Origin of the sequence: Micromonospora lupini (assembly GCF_026342015.1) — a bacterium.
Lineage (GTDB): Bacteria > Actinomycetota > Actinomycetes > Mycobacteriales > Micromonosporaceae > Micromonospora > Micromonospora lupini_B.
Map to the genome: position 1 here is coordinate 1728415 of NZ_JAPENL010000002.1, position 17654 is coordinate 1746068.

The 17654-nt window shown below is 71.4% G+C and carries 16 protein-coding genes; 12 read left to right on the forward strand and 4 right to left on the reverse strand.

Annotation, left to right across the window (positions count from 1 at the left end; all coding sequences use genetic code 11):
- Positions 1-5: 5 nt before the first annotated feature.
- Positions 6-2237 (reverse strand): HelD family protein, encoded by a 2232-nt coding sequence (locus OOJ91_RS22905; protein WP_266248065.1) that lies wholly within the window; start codon positions 2235-2237, stop codon positions 6-8.
- A gap of 650 nt (positions 2238-2887) precedes the next feature.
- A complete protein-coding gene (locus OOJ91_RS22910; RefSeq protein ID WP_266248066.1) occupies positions 2888-4138 on the reverse strand; it encodes an HNH endonuclease signature motif containing protein in 1251 nt (416 codons plus the stop codon).
- Positions 4139-4608: 470 nt separating this feature from the next.
- Between OOJ91_RS22910 and OOJ91_RS22915 the strand changes: the two genes are divergently transcribed.
- Genes OOJ91_RS22915 through OOJ91_RS22925 form a run of 3 tightly spaced genes read left to right on the forward strand, consistent with a single transcriptional unit; the run spans position 4609 to position 7505 of the window.
- Positions 4609-5187 carry a winged helix-turn-helix domain-containing protein gene (locus OOJ91_RS22915; RefSeq protein WP_266248067.1) on the forward strand — a complete coding sequence of 193 codons (579 nt, stop codon included), beginning with the start codon at positions 4609-4611 and terminating at the stop codon, positions 5185-5187.
- A 42-nt stretch (positions 5188-5229) separates the two neighbouring features.
- Positions 5230-6702 carry an MFS transporter gene (locus OOJ91_RS22920; protein WP_266248068.1) on the forward strand — a complete coding sequence of 491 codons (1473 nt, stop codon included), beginning with the start codon at positions 5230-5232 and terminating at the stop codon, positions 6700-6702.
- Positions 6654-7505 carry a menaquinone biosynthetic enzyme MqnA/MqnD family protein gene (locus tag OOJ91_RS22925; protein WP_266248069.1) on the forward strand — a complete coding sequence of 284 codons (852 nt, stop codon included), beginning with the start codon at positions 6654-6656 and terminating at the stop codon, positions 7503-7505. Before OOJ91_RS22920 ends, OOJ91_RS22925 begins: the two co-directional genes overlap by 49 nt.
- A gap of 15 nt (positions 7506-7520) precedes the next feature.
- Here OOJ91_RS22925 and OOJ91_RS22930 read toward each other — a convergent pair whose 3' ends face one another.
- Positions 7521-8489 (reverse strand): hypothetical protein, encoded by a 969-nt coding sequence (locus tag OOJ91_RS22930; protein ID WP_266248070.1) that lies wholly within the window; start codon positions 8487-8489, stop codon positions 7521-7523.
- Positions 8489-9484, reverse strand: coding sequence for a hypothetical protein (locus tag OOJ91_RS22935; RefSeq protein ID WP_266248071.1), 996 nt, complete (start codon positions 9482-9484; stop codon positions 8489-8491). The genes OOJ91_RS22930 and OOJ91_RS22935 overlap by 1 nt, the downstream gene beginning before the upstream one ends.
- Positions 9485-9856: 372 nt before the next feature.
- Here OOJ91_RS22935 and paaA point away from each other — a divergent pair, with 372 nt between their 5' ends.
- The 9 genes from paaA to OOJ91_RS22980 all read left to right on the forward strand — a co-directional run bounded on the left by paaA (position 9857) and on the right by OOJ91_RS22980 (position 17390).
- On the forward strand, positions 9857-10936 hold the full coding sequence (paaA, locus tag OOJ91_RS22940; RefSeq protein ID WP_266248072.1) for a 1,2-phenylacetyl-CoA epoxidase subunit PaaA: 1080 nt from the start codon (positions 9857-9859) through the stop codon (positions 10934-10936).
- Entirely contained in the window at positions 10933-11220 is a 288-nt protein-coding gene (gene paaB / locus OOJ91_RS22945; protein ID WP_266248073.1) for a 1,2-phenylacetyl-CoA epoxidase subunit PaaB, read from the forward strand. Before paaA ends, paaB begins: the two co-directional genes overlap by 4 nt.
- Before the next feature lie 73 nt (positions 11221-11293).
- Positions 11294-12019, forward strand: coding sequence for a 1,2-phenylacetyl-CoA epoxidase subunit PaaC (paaC, locus tag OOJ91_RS22950; protein ID WP_266248074.1), 726 nt, complete (start codon positions 11294-11296; stop codon positions 12017-12019).
- Positions 12013-12489, forward strand: a complete 477-nt coding sequence (paaD, locus tag OOJ91_RS22955; protein ID WP_266248076.1) for a 1,2-phenylacetyl-CoA epoxidase subunit PaaD — start codon at positions 12013-12015, stop codon at positions 12487-12489. The genes paaC and paaD overlap by 7 nt, the downstream gene beginning before the upstream one ends.
- Positions 12486-13595 (forward strand): 1,2-phenylacetyl-CoA epoxidase subunit PaaE, encoded by a 1110-nt coding sequence (gene paaE / locus OOJ91_RS22960; RefSeq protein ID WP_266248077.1) that lies wholly within the window; start codon positions 12486-12488, stop codon positions 13593-13595. Before paaD ends, paaE begins: the two co-directional genes overlap by 4 nt.
- Positions 13596-13597: 2 nt before the next feature.
- Positions 13598-13993 carry a hypothetical protein gene (locus tag OOJ91_RS22965; protein WP_266248079.1) on the forward strand — a complete coding sequence of 132 codons (396 nt, stop codon included), beginning with the start codon at positions 13598-13600 and terminating at the stop codon, positions 13991-13993.
- 146 nt (positions 13994-14139) lie between these two features.
- Positions 14140-14499, forward strand: a complete 360-nt coding sequence (locus tag OOJ91_RS22970; RefSeq protein WP_266248081.1) for a hypothetical protein — start codon at positions 14140-14142, stop codon at positions 14497-14499.
- Positions 14496-15686: a cyclic dehypoxanthinyl futalosine synthase gene (gene mqnC, locus OOJ91_RS22975; RefSeq protein ID WP_266248085.1), complete on the forward strand. Its 1191-nt coding sequence runs from the start codon at positions 14496-14498 to the stop codon at positions 15684-15686. The genes OOJ91_RS22970 and mqnC overlap by 4 nt, the downstream gene beginning before the upstream one ends.
- A 441-nt stretch (positions 15687-16127) precedes the next feature.
- Positions 16128-17390, forward strand: a complete 1263-nt coding sequence (locus OOJ91_RS22980) for an LPXTG cell wall anchor domain-containing protein (protein ID WP_266248089.1) — start codon at positions 16128-16130, stop codon at positions 17388-17390.
- Positions 17391-17654: the final 264 nt, after the last annotated feature.

The window sequence follows — 17654 nt, forward strand, 5'->3', positions numbered from 1 at the left end:
CTGGTCTACAGCGGCGCCGACGCCAGCGGTGCGGCCTGCGACGGCGTCTGCGGCGGCGCCGGCAGCAGAGGCGCGGGCAGTGGTTCGCGGTGCAGCACCGAGAGGCGGGACACCGCGCGGGTGAGCACCACGTACAACCGGTGCAGCCCGCGTGGTTCGGCCGCGACGATCGCGGCCGGCTCGACCACCACCACGTGGTCGTACTCCAGACCCTTGACCAGCGTCGCGGGCACCACGGTGACCCGCTCCGCGGCGGTGACGTCGTCGGCGGTCGCGGTGGCGACGCCCGCTGCGGCCAGCGCCGCGCGCAGCTCGTCGACCGCGTCGTCCGCGGCGATCACACCCACCGAACCGACGTGCGTGAGCGCCGCGTGCACCTCGGCCACCGTCGCAGCGGTCAGATCGGCCACGGTACGCACCTCCAGGCCGCCGTCGTGACGCAGCGACTCGGCAGGCGGTACGTCCACTGCCAGCGCAGGCAGCAGCAGGTTGGCGAACGCGACCACCGCGGCGGGTACCCGGAATCCGACAGTCAGCGGAACCACCACGGCGTCCGGCTTACCCAGGTGGGTGAGGGACTCCCGCCAGTCGGTCGCCGCCCACGGCGCGGTGCCCTGCGCGAGGTCACCGAGCAGCGTGACCGAGCCGTGCTCGCTGCGGCGGGCGATGGCCCGACACTGCATGGGGGAGAGATCCTGCGCCTCGTCCACCACCACGTGCCCGAACCCGGAGGGGCGCTCCAGCAGCCCGGCGGCCTCGTCGACAAGCACCGCGTCGGCGGCGGTCCAGCGGGCGGCCTTCGGCGTACGGGCCGGCTTCGCCCAGACCAGCAGCGCCTGTTCGGAGTCGCTGAGCAACCCATCCGCGGCGGCGGCGAGTCGGGCCGGGTCGGAGAGTAGACCGTGCACAAGCCCTTCCGGGGTGAACGCCGGCCAGACCGCGTCCAGGAAGTCGACCACCGGCCGGCACCGGCTCATCCGGCGCAGCCACGCATCGCCGGGCGACTCCGCCCGCCGCGCCTCGGCCTGCCGTTGCAGCAGACTCACCACGCGAGCCCGGACCCGCTCCCGGCCGGTGCCGTACGGCAGCTCCTCCCGGCGGGTCTCCTCGACGATCCGGTGCAGCGGCTCCAACCCGATCCGCCACCGGAACGACCCGTCGGACACGGTGATCGAGTCGGTCGGCGTGCCGATTTGTGTCTGCACCGCGCGCCGCAGGACGCTCGCCATCCGCGCGTCGTGCTTGAGCGCGGCGACGGCCGGCGCCTCCACCGCCCGCACCGGTACCCGTGAGATCAGCTCCTCCACGGTGGCCTGCTCGACCTCGACCTCACCGAGCGCCGGCAGCACCGCCGCGATGTACGACAGGAACGCCCTGTTCGGGCCCACTATCAGCACACCCGCCCGCCGCAGCCGCTCCCGGTGCAAATAGAGCAGGTACGCGGCCCGGTGCAGGCCGACCGCCGTCTTGCCGGTGCCCGGCGCCCCCTGCACGCAGATCGAGTCGGCCAGGTCGGCCCGGACCAACTCGTCCTGCTCGGGCTGAATCGTGGCGACGATGTCGCGCATCGGCCCGACGCGCGGACGCTCGATCTCGGCGGTGAGAATCCGACTGGTCGTGCCCAGCTCCTCGCCCCGATCCAGCCGCTCATCCTCGAAGCTGGTCAACACCCCGTTGCTGAACCCGAACCGTCGCCGGACCGCCACCCCCTGCGGGTCGCGCGCGCTGGCGCGGTAGAACGACCGGGAGACCGGCGCCCGCCAGTCCAGCACCAGAGGCTCGCCGTGCTCGTCGGTGACATGCCGCCGCCCCACGTGATACCGCCGACCGTCATGGTCGCCGACGCTATGGCTGTCGCTGCTGCTGCCGCCGTTGCCGCCGTCGCTGCCGCTGCTGCTGCCGCCCGCGTTGCCGTTGCCGCTGCTGGTGTTGCTGGTCGTGGTCGCGTTGGTCGTGCGTCCGGTGGCTGCTTCCTCGTCGCTCGTGGTTCCACCGAAGTCGAGGCGGCCGAAGAACAGCGGTGTGGTGGGGTCGTCGGCCAGTTCGGCCACCCGGCGGGCAAGCGTACGGCCGAGCATCTCCGCCGCGTAGGGGTCGCCGGCCACCTGGTCGCCGGTCGAGAAGAGGGCTTCGGCCCGCTCCCGCATCCGGCGCAGCGCCGCACGCGAGGTGGCCAGATGGGCGCGTTCGGCGACCAGGTCCGTGTCGGGGTGGGTGTCCAGGTCAGGTGCGGGCATGCTGACGTCCCATCGTTCACATCTGCTGCGCGCTCGCGTGTCCGGGGGCGGATGGCCGCCCGCCCGGCGCGGTGACGTCCGTTCCGGTGCAGCTCACCTCGGCCGTCAAGCGGGCTGCAACGCTACGCCCTTCCGGAGACCCCTTCCACCGAATTACCGACCAGACCACCCGTGAGTGCTGGCGTGGCGCACGACGCCGTACCGCTGCGGGCCCTGCCTGCAAGATCACTGCGCGGTCCTGGTGCACGAGGCGCGTAGGTCGCGAGCAGGGCTGGGGCCGGTGTCGGGTGGCCCGACGGAAGGCGAGGGCCGGCTGATTTTGGGCAGGACGGGCAGCCGAACGACATAGCGCCGGACGGGCACTGCGCCGCGAGACCTTCGCGCGCTGACCGGGTGTGCGGGGCGCGGGACGTCGCGGGCGGGCCTGATCACCGGTGTTGGTGGGCCGGCGGGGTGGGACCAGCATGGGTTCGCTGATGTCGGGCGCGAGCGATACGCCGGTCTGGCCGGGCCAGATGATGGGCCGGCCGGTGCGTCCGAGCCGGCCTGGATAGGCGTTGGCAGCCTGGTCGCTGTTCTATGCCGCCGGGCTGCGTTGGTGGTTCGGCGGGCGGGCTCGGCCGGTTCGCGAAGGGTGAGCCTCGCGGGCCTCAGCAGCGCCGGTGGTAGAGGTTGCGACGCGGGGTGCGGAGTGGGTCCATCCAGTCGGGCGGGAGGAATTCGGGCTGGCCGTCCGGCGCGATGCGGACCGTCCAGTCGCCCCGATGGAGAAGGCGGTGATGGTGGCCGCAGAGCAGCACCGCGTTGGCAAGCGTCGTTGCACCGCCATCGGCCCAGTGGCGGACGTGGTGACCGTCGCACCAACGGGGTGGTCGGTCGCAGCCGGGAAAGGCGCACCCGCCGTCGCGCAGCACCAACGCGCGTCGCAGGGGACCGCTGAAGAGCCGGCGCTGACGCCCGACGTCCAGGACCTGGCTGTTGCCGCCAAGCACGGCCGGCAGCACGGCTGAGTCACAGGCCAGGCGCCGCGCAGCGCCCGGCGTGAGACGCGCACCGGTCTCCAGGGTGCCCACGCCCACGCCGTTGAGAAGCGCTTCGAGCGACATGGTGACCACCAGTTGGGGCCGGTCGCCGCCGTTGTCGGGCAGGTGCCCGGTGCGCAGTGCCAGCCGGCAGATCTCGCCGAGTGCGTCCGCCCGGCGTTGGCCAGGGCTTCGGTCGTCGTGCTCGCCGGCCGGGGCACAGAGTGGATCGATGGCCTCGCGTAGCAGGCTTGCGGTCTCGGTGTCGAGGTTCCCGGTGAGGCGTACCTGCCCGTCCCTGGGCTCGGAGAGGGTGACGTGCCGGCGAGCCTCGGCCCGATCGGCGGCCCGGTCGAGGGCGGCCAGCTCGGCCTCGTCGGCCAGGTCGGGTGCGACGTGCGTGAGGACGCGCTCCCCGAGACGACTCAGGATGGTCGGGTCGAAGCGGTCGGCCCAGGAGATCAACAGCTCGGTGGCCTTGTCTGCCACCGCCGGCCCGGCCTCGACCGGCAGGGCCGCGACCGTCTCCGCCACCACCCGGCCCTGCTCCACGGTGAGGCGGCCGCCGAGCAGGGCGTCGCGCACAGTCTGCGGGGCGGCGTCGATGGTGGCGGCGAGCTTGACCATCTGTCGGGCCGACCGGCCCGAGAGCCGCAGCCGCTCCCCTAACCAGACAGCCGTGGACGACGCTCCCTGAGCGACGGCGACACCACGGGCGTCCAGCTCGCGCACCAGAGCGAGCTGGACGGCCGCCAGACGCTGCGCCGCCACGTGCGCCGCGTCGAGCGACGCGAGCAGCTCGTCGTCGGGGAGGGCCCACAACGCGGCCTCGGCGCAGTCGTCGACGGCACCCGCCGCCTGCGCCAAACCCCTCAACATGAAATGACAATAGAACAGGTGTACGACACTTCTGGCCGTCCAGGAAGCCGACCGCGCGGCCCGCGATCAGACGGTCTGGCGAGGTGGCCCGCAGCGGCAGCGCCCAATTGAGGAAGCCGACCGCGCGGCCCGTGATCCGGCAATGCGGGGAGGTGGCCCGCCGCGGCAGTGCTCCCGAGGAAGCCGACCGCGCAGCCCCGCCATCAGGCAGTGCGGCAGGTTGTGCATGGCGGCAGCGGACACCTTCCCTTCGTCGCGCAGGCCATCCCGATCCGGTCGAGCGCCCACCGTCGCCACCGCCACCAACCGCACGCCACGAATCCCGCCGGATGTGGTCATAAGCGTTCTCCGATCCCACAGGGCCTCGGCCGAAGATCATGCCGACCGGGTCGAGGGCGGGACGCGATGCTGCGGTTGGCGCGACTCCAGGGCTGATGGCGGGTCGGGTGGCTGGCCGGGATCATGGGGGCATGACCGAGGCCCGTCCCGAGCCGCGTCGGATGGTCAGTGACCCGCAGGTGATGCGGGCGTTGGCGCATCCGGCCCGGATCGCGATCATGGAATATCTGAGTAGCCGTGAGGGTGGCGGCACCGCCACCGAGTGCGCGGAGATCGTCGGACTGTCGCCGAGCGCGACAAGTTACCACCTGCGGGCGCTGGCGAAGTTCGGCCTGGTGGAGCAGGCGCCGAGCCGGGGCGACGCCCGGGAGCGGGTGTGGCGCACGCTGAGCCCCAGCCTGATGGTCGACGCGGGCCGCGAGGCCGGGCCTGAGGCGCGGGCTGCGGAGCAGGCTCTGGTGGAGGCGCACACCGTGCTGGCCATGGAGCGGATCCGGGAGTGGTCGCGCCGCGCCGGGGACGAGCCCGCCGAGTGGTACGACGCGGCGCTGTTCAACGAGGCAATGCTCGTGCTCACGGCGGAGGAGCTGACCGGGCTGAACGAGGCAGTCGTGGCGCTGCTCAGGCCGTACCAGGCTCGACGTCGAGCCGATCCGCCGCCGGGTGCCCGTGCCGTGGCGGTGCAGTACCGGGCGGTGCCGCTGGCCTAGCGGGGGTTGTGCACGACAGTTGTGAAGGATTATTTTCGAAGTATGTCCTTCACAACTGTCGACTCGCGCTGGACGGACGTCTGGGTGGCGGCCACCGCCCGGGGCACCACCATCTGCGGTGACTTCCTCGCCGCCACCGCGCTCGCGCTTGCCCTGCAGGGTGCCGGCGCCGGAGGGCTCGCCGTGTCGGGGCTGCTGCTCGCGGCGACCCTGCCCCTGGTGGCGTTGGCACCGCTCGCCGGCCGGCTCGCCGACCGGGTCGACAGCCGTACCCTGCTGGTGACCGTCGGGCTGGCCCAGGCCGCGATCTGCACGTTGCTCGCCGTGGTCGATCACCCCGTCCTGGTGGTCGGGCTCGTCGCGCTGCTCGCCTGCGGGCTCGCGGTGACCCAGCCCTGCCTGGCGGCGCTGCTCCCGGCCATGGTCCGACCGGCCGACCTGCCCCGCGCCAGCGCGATCAGCCAGACCGCCGTCTCCCTCGGCGCACTCGGCGGCCCGGTGCTTGCCGGGCTGCTGGTCGGGCAGTTCGGCACCCGCGTACCGCTGCTTGTCGACGCTGCGACCTACCTGGCGCTGGTGGTGGCCGGCCTGCTGCTGCGGACCCGGCGCGGCGGTCGCCGGACCGCAGCCGCCGCGGGTGACGTGTCGACCGCCGGCCCGTCGGGCAGTGCCGGGTCGGACGCGGCCGAGCGGGCCACCCCTGGTGGTACGGCCCGGAGCTGGCGACTGCGGCGGGATCCGCTGCTGCTCGTCATGGTGGTGAGCACCGCCGTGGTGATCGCGGCCATCGGCGGCATCAACGTGATCGAGGTCTTCTTCATCCGAGAGACGCTTGACGGTTCGGCCACCACGTACGGGCTCGTGGGCGCCGCCTGGATGGCTGGCATGTTGCCCGGTGGCTGGCTGGCCGCGCGGCTCGCCCGCCGGCTCGACGACGACGGCGCGCTGGTCCGTGGAGTGCTTGTCACGCTGGCCGGATGCAGCCTGATGGTGCTGCTGGCCGCGTGGGTGCCGGCGGCGGGTCTGCTGGTGCCGCTCTGGCTGGTGGGTGGCGCGGCCAACGGCGCGGACAACGTCTTCGCCAACCTGCTCACCGCCCGCCGCGTGCCGGAGGCGATGCGCGCCCGCGCGTACGCCGGTTACGGTGCGGCGGTGCAGGGCGGCTCGATGGCCGGCTACCTGGTCGGCGGCGCGCTGCTCACGCGAGTTCCGCCCCGGCCGTTGATCGCGGCGGTTGGCGTGGCCGGGCTCCTGGTGGTGCTGGCCCTGGTGCCGGTCGTCGCCCGGGCGGTACGCGGGCCGACCACGGAGGAGCCAGGTGGATGCGAGAGCCGGCAGCCCGCCGGGCACGAACGCGAGCGGTCGGATGCACCGGAGGACCAGCAGCCGACCGGGGCGGATGCGGGTTTGGCCACTCCGGGCCGACCCGCCGAGCCGGGGCCGGAGGCCGGGGATACGGTCGGGTCATGGCTGAGCGCATCGCACGCCCGCGGGTCGGGCACATCCAGTTCCTGAACTGCCTGCCGATCTACTGGGGCCTGATGCGCTCGGGTGCCCTGCTCGACGTGGACCTGCACAAGGATTCGCCGGACCGGTTGAGCGCGGCGCTTGTCGCCGGCGATCTTGACATTGGCCCGATCACCTTCGTGGAGTACCTGAAGCACGCCGATGAGCTGCTGCTCCTGCCGGACCTGGCGGTGGGCAGCGACGGGCCGGTGCTCTCGGTCAACATCGTGTCCACGAAGCCCCTCGCCGAGCTGGACGGCGGGCGAGTGGCGCTCGGGTCGACCTCGCGTACCGGGGTGCTGCTGGCCCAGCTGCTGCTCGCCGAGCGGTACGACGTCCACCCCGACTACTTCCGCTGTCCGCCGGACCTGACCCAGATGCTGCTGGAGGCCGACGCCGGGGTGCTGATCGGGGACGTGGCGCTGCGGGCGCTGTACGAGGCGCCGCAGCTGGGCCTCACCGTCACCGACCTCGGGCAGGCGTGGCGGGAGTGGACCGGGCTGCCGATGGTCTTCGCCGTCTGGGCGGTTCGCCGTGACTTCGCCGCCGCCCATCCGGGCCTGGTCAAGGAGGTGCACGAGGCGTTCCTGCGTTCGCGTGACCTCTGCCTGGCCGAGCTGGACCAGGTCGCCGAGTCGGCGGCGCGGTGGGAGACGTTCGACGCCGCGACGCTTGCCACGTACTTCCGGACGCTGGACTTCTCGCTCGGTGAGCGACAGGTCGCCGGGCTGCGGGAGTTCGCCCGGCGCGCTGCCGCGATCGGTGAGACCCCGGCGCTGCCGGACGGCGGCCCGGAGTTCTTCGCCGGCTGAGCCGCCCCTGCGGCGTCAGGCGCCGGGGCGGAGCAGCGCCTCGGTGATCTTCTCGCAGTTCTTCATGCCGTAGTCGTAGCCCATGCCGATCGGGTACTTGACCATCACGCCCATCGTCCAGGTGTCGCCGATGGCCAGGCAGTTGATGTGCATCTCCTGCTCCCTGGTCCGGTCGATCCACCCGTTCTTGATGGCGATATTCTTCTGCTCCGCCGCCGGGAAGGCTTTGCGGATGCCGAAGTCACCGGCGCCGCGAACGAGCTTCATCTCGTTGAGCAGCCACTTGGTCCACTTCGGTCCGGCGGCGGTGCCGGTGGCGATGCAGTTGCCCAGCCGTGCGGTGTCTCGGGGGGACAACGCCGTCCGGCTCCAGCCCTTGTCGGGGGCGACGCTGCTGTCGGTCAGCTTGCACATGGAGAGCAGCCGCTTGATCGAGGCGTCCCGGCCGACATCGTTGTAGAACTGCTCGGCGCGGGTGTTGTCGCTGTCCCGGATGATCCGGGTGGCGTCGGCGAGCTTCGCGTCGCTCGGCGTCCGGCCGGCGTCGGCGGAGCGGCGCAGGTAGTCGGCGACGATCCAGGACTTGATCATCGAGGCGGTGGTGCTGGTCTCGCCCATGTTCTTCGAGCCGATGATCTTTCCGGTCCGGCGGTCCAGCACGCTCCAGGAGTACCAGCCCTGGATGTCGAGTTTGAGGTCCTTGGCCTGGAACGGCAACGGCGCGAGCGAGGGGCTGGGGCTCGGCGACGGCGACGGCGGGGACGGCTGACGGGCACTGCGGTCGGTGGCCGCGCCGGTCTGCCGGTCGCTGGTCGTCGCCTCGGAGTCACCCCACTGGGCGGCCGCGGACGACTCGAACGGCGAACCGGGGAGGAGGCGTAGCGACACCAGCACCAGCCCGATGAGGATGACCGCGACAGCGATCAGGCGCAGCGGTGAGGTCTCGCCCGTGCCGCGCCGGCCGGCCCGCCGGTTGCCGGCCATCAGAGCTTCCCGACCGGCTGCTGCGGCACCTTGAGCGCGGCGCCCGGCTGCGGAGTGACCAGCTGGGTGGCCACGCTGGCACAGACCTGTGCGCCGTAGTCCAGACCACTACCGATCGGGTAGCGCAGCATCACCGCGAGACTCCACTTGCCGTTGACGGCGAGGCAGTTGACGTGCCAGTTTCCGTCGCCGGCGATCGGCGTCCAACCGTTCTTGATGCTGACCGGCCCCTGCGCGGTGATCGACTTCGGCAGGCCGTCGATGATCCCCCAGCGCCCACCGCCGGAGGAGGACTTCTGGTCCTTCTTGGCGGTGGTGCCTTCGACCTTGCTCATCTGGTCCAGCACCCATTTCGTCCACTTCGGCCCGGCGGCCTTGCCGTCGGCGATGCAGTCGCCGAGCCGGACGGCGTCCCGGGGGGACATCCGGGTGAAGCTCCAGAAGCCGGTGTACGGCTCGGTGTTGCCGCGCTTGGTGTCGGTGAGGCCGCAGATCTTGATCGCCCGCTGGATCACCGGGTCGGGGATGCTGCTCCGCACCGGCTTGTAGGACCCACCCGCCGCGGCATAGACCTTGTTCGCGGCCGTGTCGTTGCTGTCGATGATGGCCAGCCGGGCCGCCTCCTTCAGCGCGGCCGACGGCTCCCTGTCCCTGAGCTGACGCAGATAGTCGGAGACGATCCACGCCTTGATCATCGACTCGGTGGAGCTGGTCGCGGCCATGTTCGCCGACCCGGAGATCTTGCCGGTCTTCCGGTCCATCAGGGCCCACGAGAAGAACTGACCCTTGAAGGCCACCGACACCCGGCCGGCGGCCAGCGTGGGTGGTGGCGGCGGGGTGGGTGCGGGCGCGGCGACGCTGCTGCTGGCGGCACCGCCGCCACCGCCTCCGCTGCTGTCGTCGGCGGAGAGTCGGGCGTACGCGGTGGGAACCAGTAGGACGCCACCGAGGAGAACCGCCACGACGGCGAGCACCATGGTCACGCGGGATCGCATGAGTTGGGTGAGCTCCAGATGTCAGGGCCGGGGGGACCGGCTTCGTTGTCCGGGGCGACCGGTGCGCTACGCCGAGGCCGGGGGAGGTGGCCTCTGTGGAGCCGGCGGGAGGGCAGCCGATCGTGTGACCGGCAGAAGTCTACGTCCGAGCGGGCCGGGTGCCAGGGTTCGACACCACTGAACGTGCGATATCGGTGCAAAATCCGGTCGGTATGGGGTTTCTGGGGGGTTTCATCTTCTGCCGGTGACCCACGTCATAGGCGAATGAGTTGCGCTGGGTGGTCGGGAAATGCCCACCGGTGACGGAAGGTGACTCGGGTTTCCTGTTACACCCCCTAGTGCATCGGGGCGCAAGCTGTAACACTTGTCGACATGTATGGCAACGACTTCTCCGCCCCGGGCGACGCACCGGACGACGCGCCCGGCGCTGGCCTGCTCGGCGAGGTCGAGGCGGCCGAGGCGGAGCTGCGCGCCGCCGCCGCGCGCGAACGCCGCGGCGGCCCCGCACCGGACGAGGACCTGGCGGCGTACTTCACCGGGGTGGTCGACGCGGAGCAGAAGATCGAGCCGCGCGACTGGATGCCCGAGGCGTACCGCCGGACGTTGATCCGGCAGATCGCGCAGCACGCCCACTCCGAGATCATCGGCATGCAGCCGGAGGGCAACTGGATCAGTCGGGCGCCCTCGCTCAAGCGCAAGGCGATCCTGCTGGCCAAGGTCCAGGACGAGGCGGGCCACGGTCTCTACCTGTACGCCGCCGCCGAGACCCTCGGCATCAGCCGCGACGAGATGGTCCAGCTGCTGCTCGACGGCAGGCAGAAGTACAGCTCGATCTTCAACTACCCCACGTTGACCTGGGCGGACGTGGGCGCGATCGGCTGGCTGGTGGACGGCGCGGCGATCGTCAACCAGGTGCCGCTGTGCCGGTGCTCCTACGGGCCGTACGCGCGGGCGATGATCCGCGTCTGCAAGGAGGAGTCGTTCCACCAGCGGCAGGGCTACGAGATCCTGCACACCCTGGCGCACGGCACCCCGGAGCAGCAGGCCATGGCGCAGGACGCGGTGGACCGCTGGTGGTACCCGTCGCTTGCCATGTTCGGCCCGCCGGACGGCGACTCCACCCACTCCGCCCAGTCGATGGCCTGGAAGATCAAGCGCTTCTCCAACGACGACCTGCGCCAACGCTTCGTGGACATGTGCGTCCAGCAGGCGGAGGTCCTCGGGCTGCGCATCCCCGATGACGACCTGCGCTGGAACGAGGAACGGCAGGCGTACGACTACACCCAGCCGGACTACGACGAGCTGATGCAGGTCATCAAGGGCGACGGGCCGTGCAACCGGGAGCGGATGGCGCACCGCCGGGCCGCCCACGCCGACGGCGGATGGGTACGCGAGGCCGCCGCGGCGTACGCCGCCAAGCGGGCCGACAAGAGGGAGAAGGTGGCCGCGTGAGCAACGAGCACTCGCCTCTGTGGGAGGTCTTCGTGCGGGCGCGACGCGGGCTGTCGCACACCCACGTCGGCAGCCTGCACGCCCCGGACGCCGAGCTGGCCCTGCGCAACGCCCGCGATCTCTACACCCGCCGCCAGGAGGGCGTGTCGATCTGGGTGGTGCCGGCGGGCGCGATCACCGCGTCCAGCCCGGACGAGAAGGACGCCTTCTTCGACCCGGCCGCCGACAAGGTCTACCGCCACCCCACCTTCTACGAGGTGCCGGACGGGGTGGCACACCTGTGAGCGAGCGGAGCGAGCAAACCAGCCAGCCCCGCAACGGGGCGCTTCACGCCGCCGAGCGAAGCGAGGTGATGGTGTGAACGGCCCGTTCGACTTCGCGCTCGGCCTCGGCGACGACGCGCTGATCGCGGCGCAGCGGCTGGCCGAGTGGACGACCCGCGCGCCGGAGATGGAAGAGGACATCGCGCTCGCCAACATCGCCCTCGACCAGCTCGGCGCGGCCCGCCTGCTGCTGTCGTACGCGGGTGAGCTGGAGGCGGCAGGTCGGGACGAGGACGCGCTGGCGTACCTGCGTGACGACCGCGAGTTCCGCAACGTGCTGCTGGTCGAGCTGCCCAACGGCGACTTCGCGGTGACCATGGCGAAGCTGTTCTTCCTGGCGGCGTACCAGTTGCCGCTCTACACCGCGCTCGCGTCCTGCCCGGACGAGCGGTTGGCCGCCATCGGCGCGAAGGCGCGCAAGGAGTCGGCGTACCACCTGGACCACGGCGCGCTGTGGGTCAAGCGGCTCGGCGACGGCACCGAGGAGTCGCACCGCCGGATGCAGGATGCCGTGGACCACGTCTGGCCGTACACCCATGAGTTTTTCGCGGCGGACCCGGCGGCGCCTGTCGACCCGGCGGGCCTGCGGGCCGTGTTCGACGAGACAGTCGGCCCGGTGCTGGCCGAGGCGACGCTCACCCGGCCGGAGCGCGGCTGGGCTCCGACGAGCGGGCGGGCCGGCGTGCACACCGAGCACCTGTCCTACCTGTTGGCCGAGATGCAGGTGCTGCACCGCGCCCACCCCGGGGCGAAGTGGTGAATCCCAGGGACGCCGCCGCCGGCGTGGTGGACCCGGAGATCCGGGTGATCACCATCGACGAGCTGGGGATCCTGCGCGCGGTCGAGGAGGACCGGGTCAGCGGACGGGTCACCGTGACCATCACTCCGACGTACACGGGCTGTCCCGCCATGGACGTGATCCGGACTGATGTTCGGCGCGCGCTTGCCGCCGCCGGTTATCCGGACGCCGAGGTGCGGACGGTCTACAGCCCACCGTGGAGCACCGACTGGATCTCCGACGGCGGGCGGGCCAAGTTGGCCGCCGCCGGGATCGCCCCGCCGGCCCCGGCGGCCACCCCGGGCGTGGTGGCGTTGACCCTCGCGGTCCGCTGCCCGCTCTGCGGCTCGCCGGACACCGAGCAGGTCAGCCGGTTCGGCTCGACCGCGTGCAAGGCGTTGTGGCGCTGCCGTTCCTGCTCCGAACCCTTCGACCACCTGAAGGCGCTGTGACTGTCACGATCTCCCGGCCGGTCCGCCGCCGGCCGGCGTTCCACCCGCTGCCGGTCGCCGCCGTCGACCGGCTCACCGACGACTCGGTCGCGGTCACCTTCGCCGTAGGAGAGGAGTTGCGGGAGGCGTTCGCGTTCCGCGCCGGTCAGCACCTCACCGTGCGCCGGGTGACCGACGACGGCGACGACGTACGCCGGTCGTACTCCATCTGCTCCACCCCGGACGACCTGGCCCGGCGCGGCCGGCTGCGGATCGGGGTGCGGGAGATCCCCGGCGGCGCCTTCTCGGCGTTCGCCTGCGGCGCGCTGCGCCGCGGCGACACGGTCGAGGTGATGACGCCGCTGGGCACCTTCACCACGGCGTTCGCGGCCGACCGGGTGCGGCACTACGGCGCGGTCGTCGCCGGCTCCGGCATCACCCCGGTGCTCGCGCTCGTCGGGACCGCCCTGGCCGTCGAGCCGGCCAGCACCTTCACCCTGGTGTACGGCAACCGCACGGCCAACCGGGTCATGTTCGCCGAGGAGTTGGCCGACCTGAAGGACCGCTACCCCACCCGGCTGCACCTGGTGCACGTGCTGTCCCGGGAGCAGGGTGAGTCGCCGCTGCTCTCGGGTCGGATCGACGCCGACCGGCTGGAGCGCCTGCTGGGCACCATCGTGCCGGGCGACGTCATCGAGGAGTGGTTCCTCTGCGGTCCGTACGGCCTGGTGGTCGATGCCCGGGACGTGTTGACCGCGCGTGGGCTGCCGGAGTCGGCGGTGCACACCGAGCTGTTCCACGTCGACGCGCCGCCGGAGCCGGTGGCCCGCCCCGCCGACCGGCCGGGCACCGGGACGGACGTCACAATCGTGCTCGACGGTCGGTCGTCGACCTTCACGATGGGCCGCGAGGAGCGGGTGCTGGACGCCGCGTTGAAGGTGCGCGGCGAGCTGCCGTACGCCTGCAAGGGCGGTGTCTGCTCGACGTGCAAGGCGAAGGTCGTCGACGGTGCCGTCACGATGGCCCGCAACTACGCCCTGGAGCCCGACGAGTTGGCGGCGGGCTATGTGCTCACCTGCCAGTCCAGCCCGACCACCGACAGGCTCACCGTCGACTACGACGCCTGAGGATGCCGAACGACCGGGAGTTCGTCGAGCGGTTCGCCGAGGTCACCGGGGGACGCCGTCCAACCGGCTACGTGGAGGGGTGGGAGCAGTTCGTCGGCTTCTGCGAGGACGGCTACGACGACATTGTCGACGAGTACTGGTTCGACCTGAGCATCCGGCACGGGATCGAGAACGTGCTGACCGACGAGAGGTTGTTCGGCTTTCCGCAGATGGGTTGGGTGCGGGAGCGGATCGAGGCGGCGGACGAGCGGTTCCGAGCGGTGCTCTCCGAGCAGCGGATGCCGGGGCGGGCCGAACGGCAGTGGTGGGAGGCGCACGTGCCGGCCTGGGCGGGGCCGACGCTCGCGGCGGATCTGCGGGACATGTACGGCATCCGGGTCGAGGTACGCGAGAGCTGAGTAAGCCCGACGTCAGTCGTTGGGGCGGACGTGTGCGGTCCAGTAGGTGAGGTCGGAGCGGTGCTCGACGAGGGCGATCCGCTCGCCGCACGCCTCCTCGATCAGCTTGACCGCCTCGTCGAGGTGGGCCGGAAGCGCTACGTCGGGTGGCCATCCGGCTGGGCTGGCAGCCGTCCAAGCTGTCTCGAATCGGGACCGGCATCCAGGGTGTCCAGGCTGCGGATGTCGCCTCGCTGCTGGTGATCTACGGAATCACGTGGGACGAGCGCAAGCGGCTGCTCGGCATGGCCGAGCGGTCGGCCGAAAGCGGTTGGTGGGAGGCCATCGGTGGTCTGTCCGACGAGTCCCGAACACTGATTCGGCTGGAGGCCGAGGCGACCAGCGTCGTGAACTGGCAGACGGGCAGCGATTTTGATCTTGCATTTATGAGGGAATGCCGTTGGGGATCACATCAGCGTCCCCAGGTCCGCGAGACGAGTCGACGCCGACGTAGGCTCGGGACGTGACGGTGAGCCGGGAGATCGACGACATCCTGCAGCGTGGCGCGGACGGTGGGCGGATCACGCCCGAGGAGGCGCTGCTGCTCTACACCGAGGCGCCCTTCCACGCGCTGGGTGAGGCGGCGGACGCGGTGCGCCGGCGGCGCTACCCGGACAACGTCGTCACGTACCTGATCGATCGCAACATCAACTACACGAACGTCTGTGTGACGGCGTGCAAGTTCTGCGCGTTCTACCGGGCGCCGAAGCACTCCGAGGGCTGGACCCACCCGACGGAGGAGATCCTGCGCCGGTGCGGCGAGGCGGTCGAGCTGGGCGCGACGCAGGTGATGCTCCAGGGCGGGCACCACCCGGACTACGGCGTCGAGTACTACGAGGAGCTGTTCTCCTCGGTCAAGCAGGCGTACCCGCAGCTGGTCATCCACTCGATCGGGCCGAGCGAGATCCTGCACATGGCAAAGGTCTCCGGCGTGAGTCTGGACGAGGCCATCGCCCGGATCAAGGCCGCCGGCCTGGACTCCATCGCCGGCGCCGGGGCGGAGATGCTGCCCGAGCGCCCGCGCAAGGCCATCGCCCCGCTCAAGGAGTCGGGGGAGCGCTGGCTTGAGGTCATGGAGCTGGCCCACCGGCAGGGCGTCGAGTCGACGGCGACCATGATGATGGGTACCGGCGAGACGCACGCCGAGCGGATCGAGCACCTGCGGATGATCCGCGACGTGCAGGACCGCACCCGTGGATTCCGGTCGTTCATTCCGTGGACGTACCAGCCGGAGAACAACCACCTCAAGGGCCGCACCCAGGCGACCACGCTGGAATACCTGCGCCTGGTCGCGGTGGCCCGACTCTTCTTCGAGACCGTGCCGCACCTGCAGGCGTCCTGGCTGACCACCGGCAAGGACGTCGGACAGTTGTCGCTGCACATGGGCGTGGACGACCTCGGCTCGATCATGTTGGAGGAGAACGTCATCTCCTCGGCCGGCGCCCGGCACCGCTCCAACCTGCACGAGCTGATCGGCATGATCCGCTCCGCCGACCGGATCCCCGCCCAACGCGACACCCTCTACAACCGGCTCGCCGTGCACCACACGCCTGCCGACGACCCGACCGACGAGCGGGTGGTCTCGCACTTCTCCTCGATCGCGCTGCCGGGTGGTGGCGCGGGCCGGTCGCTGCCGCTGGTCGAGGTCAACTGAGGTCGATCCCGACCCGACCGTTCGGCTGACCGGGGGTCGTGCTCTCGCCGTGCCACGACGGCGGTACGGGCGGTCCCCGTCGTCGCAGCGGCAGGCTGCCCGTCGCGGGGTGGTGGAAATGATCGTCGGACCGCTACCGTCCCGCCTCGTATCCGTCGCCGCCGTGGGTTGCGCACGGATCGGTGGAATCGGCCTGACCGTGCTGGTGACATGGCCTGCTGGTGCTGGTCAGGGGCTGTCCTCCATCGGCCCATGAGGGTCGTTCATATAACGCACGGCGGTACGGGCGGGATGGGTGACCATTCCGCCCGTACCGTTTGCCAGGTCCAGTCCGGACGGTTGAAATCCCCCCGCCGCGCTGGCGCGGGAGATTGACCTCCGATAACGTCCGCTCGGTCTCACAACCATTCATTCTCTTCATCCCTAAACCCCGGGGGACTGATGACAGCGTTCCACCGCTCGACGTTGGCTCGTGTCGGCGTCGTGGCACTGCTCGCGGCCGGTGGCCTGGCCACCGTTGCCGCCCCGGCGCAGGCCGCCGACCAGGCCGACCTGGCCCTGGTGCCTCTCAGCTACGAGCTGGCCCAGGGCGTCAAGGCGGCCAAGGCGAAGCCGTTCAAGTTTCAGGTCAACAACACCCGCAGCACGGTCGACGCCAAGGACGTCCGGGTCACCGTGGAGACGAAGGGCCTGAAGAACCGCAAGGTCGGCGTGCTCGTTCCGCTCGGGTGCGACCTCACCGGCACGACCTTCACCTGCCAGCTGGGTGATCTCGCGGCCGGCACGACCGAGGACTTCGGCATCCCGCTCTTCTCGACCGGCGGTCGCGGTGACGCCGGCACGCTTGTGGTCAGCGTCAGCTCGGCCACCGCCGACCCGAACCCGCGTGACAACAAGGTGCGACACGACATCACAGTCGCCAAGCCCGGTTACGACCTGACCTCCTGGGTGCAGGACGTCTACGCCGACGTGACTGTGGACGGCGACGAGGCGGGCGAGTCCGGCCTCAAGCCGGTGCTGCGCGGCGCGACAGCTCCGCTGGACTGGGCGGTCTTCAACGACGGCAGTCGCAAGGCGACAGGCGTGGCGTACGGCATCACCCTGCCGGCGGGTGTCAGCTTCGCCAAGCTGCCGGAGAGCTGCGTCGAGCAGCCGCTGGGTGGTCTCGCGAACGCCTACTGCGAGGACACCGGCGTGGTGCTGAAGCCGGGGCAGTTCTACACCGCCGACGTGTGGGTGAAGGTCGGGGCAGACGTCACCGAGCCGCTGCTCCGGCCCGGTTTCGTCTGGGCCGCCGGCCTGGATGCCGCCGAGGGCAGCCCCGAGGAGCAGCCGCAGGTGGCCTCCAGCGCGCAGCGTCGGGCCTTCACCGAGACCGACGAGGTGGACAACACCGCGCAGTTCGACGTCTTCGTCGACCTGAGCGCGCAGCCGACCCCGACCGCCACGCCGACCCCGACGCCGACCGCCACGCCGACGGCGACCCCGACGCCGGGCGGCACGACGACGCCGGGTGCGACCACGTCGCCGACTGCCGGTGGCGGCGGTTCCGGTGGCGGTGGGCTGCCGGTGACAGGTGTGCAGGCCGGCCTGATCGGCGGCATCGGTGGTCTGATCCTGCTCGCGGGCGGGGCGCTGCTGGTGCTCTCCCGCCGCCGCAAGGTCGTCCTGGTCGCCCCCGGCGACGAGACCTCGACCGACTGACACAGGTACGACCTGACGTAGGCACGATACGAAGGGCGGGGTGGGCGACCACCCCGCCCTTCCGCGTGCCGAGCCCACGCGAGATCCGCCGGAGCCGGGCGGCCGTGCCGACCGCGCTGGCCGAGCCGCGCGCGCCGGCGGTGTCACACAACGCCTGCCGCGTCGGGTCGGTCGCCTGCCGGCCGCGTCGGGCGTGGCCGGCAGGCGACCGTGGGGGTACGCGGACCCAGCCGCCGAGGGCTTGAGCGTGGCTGGCAGAGTGGA

Coding starts and splice junctions, on each gene's coding strand:
- OOJ91_RS22965 (WP_266248079.1), top strand. CDS start 13,598: ATGCCGAACGACCGGGAGTTCGTCGAGCGGTTCGCCGAGGTCACCGGG.
- OOJ91_RS22980 (WP_266248089.1), top strand. CDS start 16,128: ATGACAGCGTTCCACCGCTCGACGTTGGCTCGTGTCGGCGTCGTGGCA.
- OOJ91_RS22935 (WP_266248071.1), bottom strand. CDS start 9,484: ATGCGATCCCGCGTGACCATGGTGCTCGCCGTCGTGGCGGTTCTCCTC.
- paaA (WP_266248072.1), top strand. CDS start 9,857: ATGTATGGCAACGACTTCTCCGCCCCGGGCGACGCACCGGACGACGCG.
- OOJ91_RS22910 (WP_266248066.1), bottom strand. CDS start 4,138: ATGTTGAGGGGTTTGGCGCAGGCGGCGGGTGCCGTCGACGACTGCGCC.
- OOJ91_RS22920 (WP_266248068.1), top strand. CDS start 5,230: ATGTCCTTCACAACTGTCGACTCGCGCTGGACGGACGTCTGGGTGGCG.
- OOJ91_RS22930 (WP_266248070.1), bottom strand. CDS start 8,489: ATGGCCGGCAACCGGCGGGCCGGCCGGCGCGGCACGGGCGAGACCTCA.
- OOJ91_RS22905 (WP_266248065.1), bottom strand. CDS start 2,237: ATGCCCGCACCTGACCTGGACACCCACCCCGACACGGACCTGGTCGCC.
- OOJ91_RS22915 (WP_266248067.1), top strand. CDS start 4,609: ATGACCGAGGCCCGTCCCGAGCCGCGTCGGATGGTCAGTGACCCGCAG.
- OOJ91_RS22925 (WP_266248069.1), top strand. CDS start 6,654: ATGGCTGAGCGCATCGCACGCCCGCGGGTCGGGCACATCCAGTTCCTG.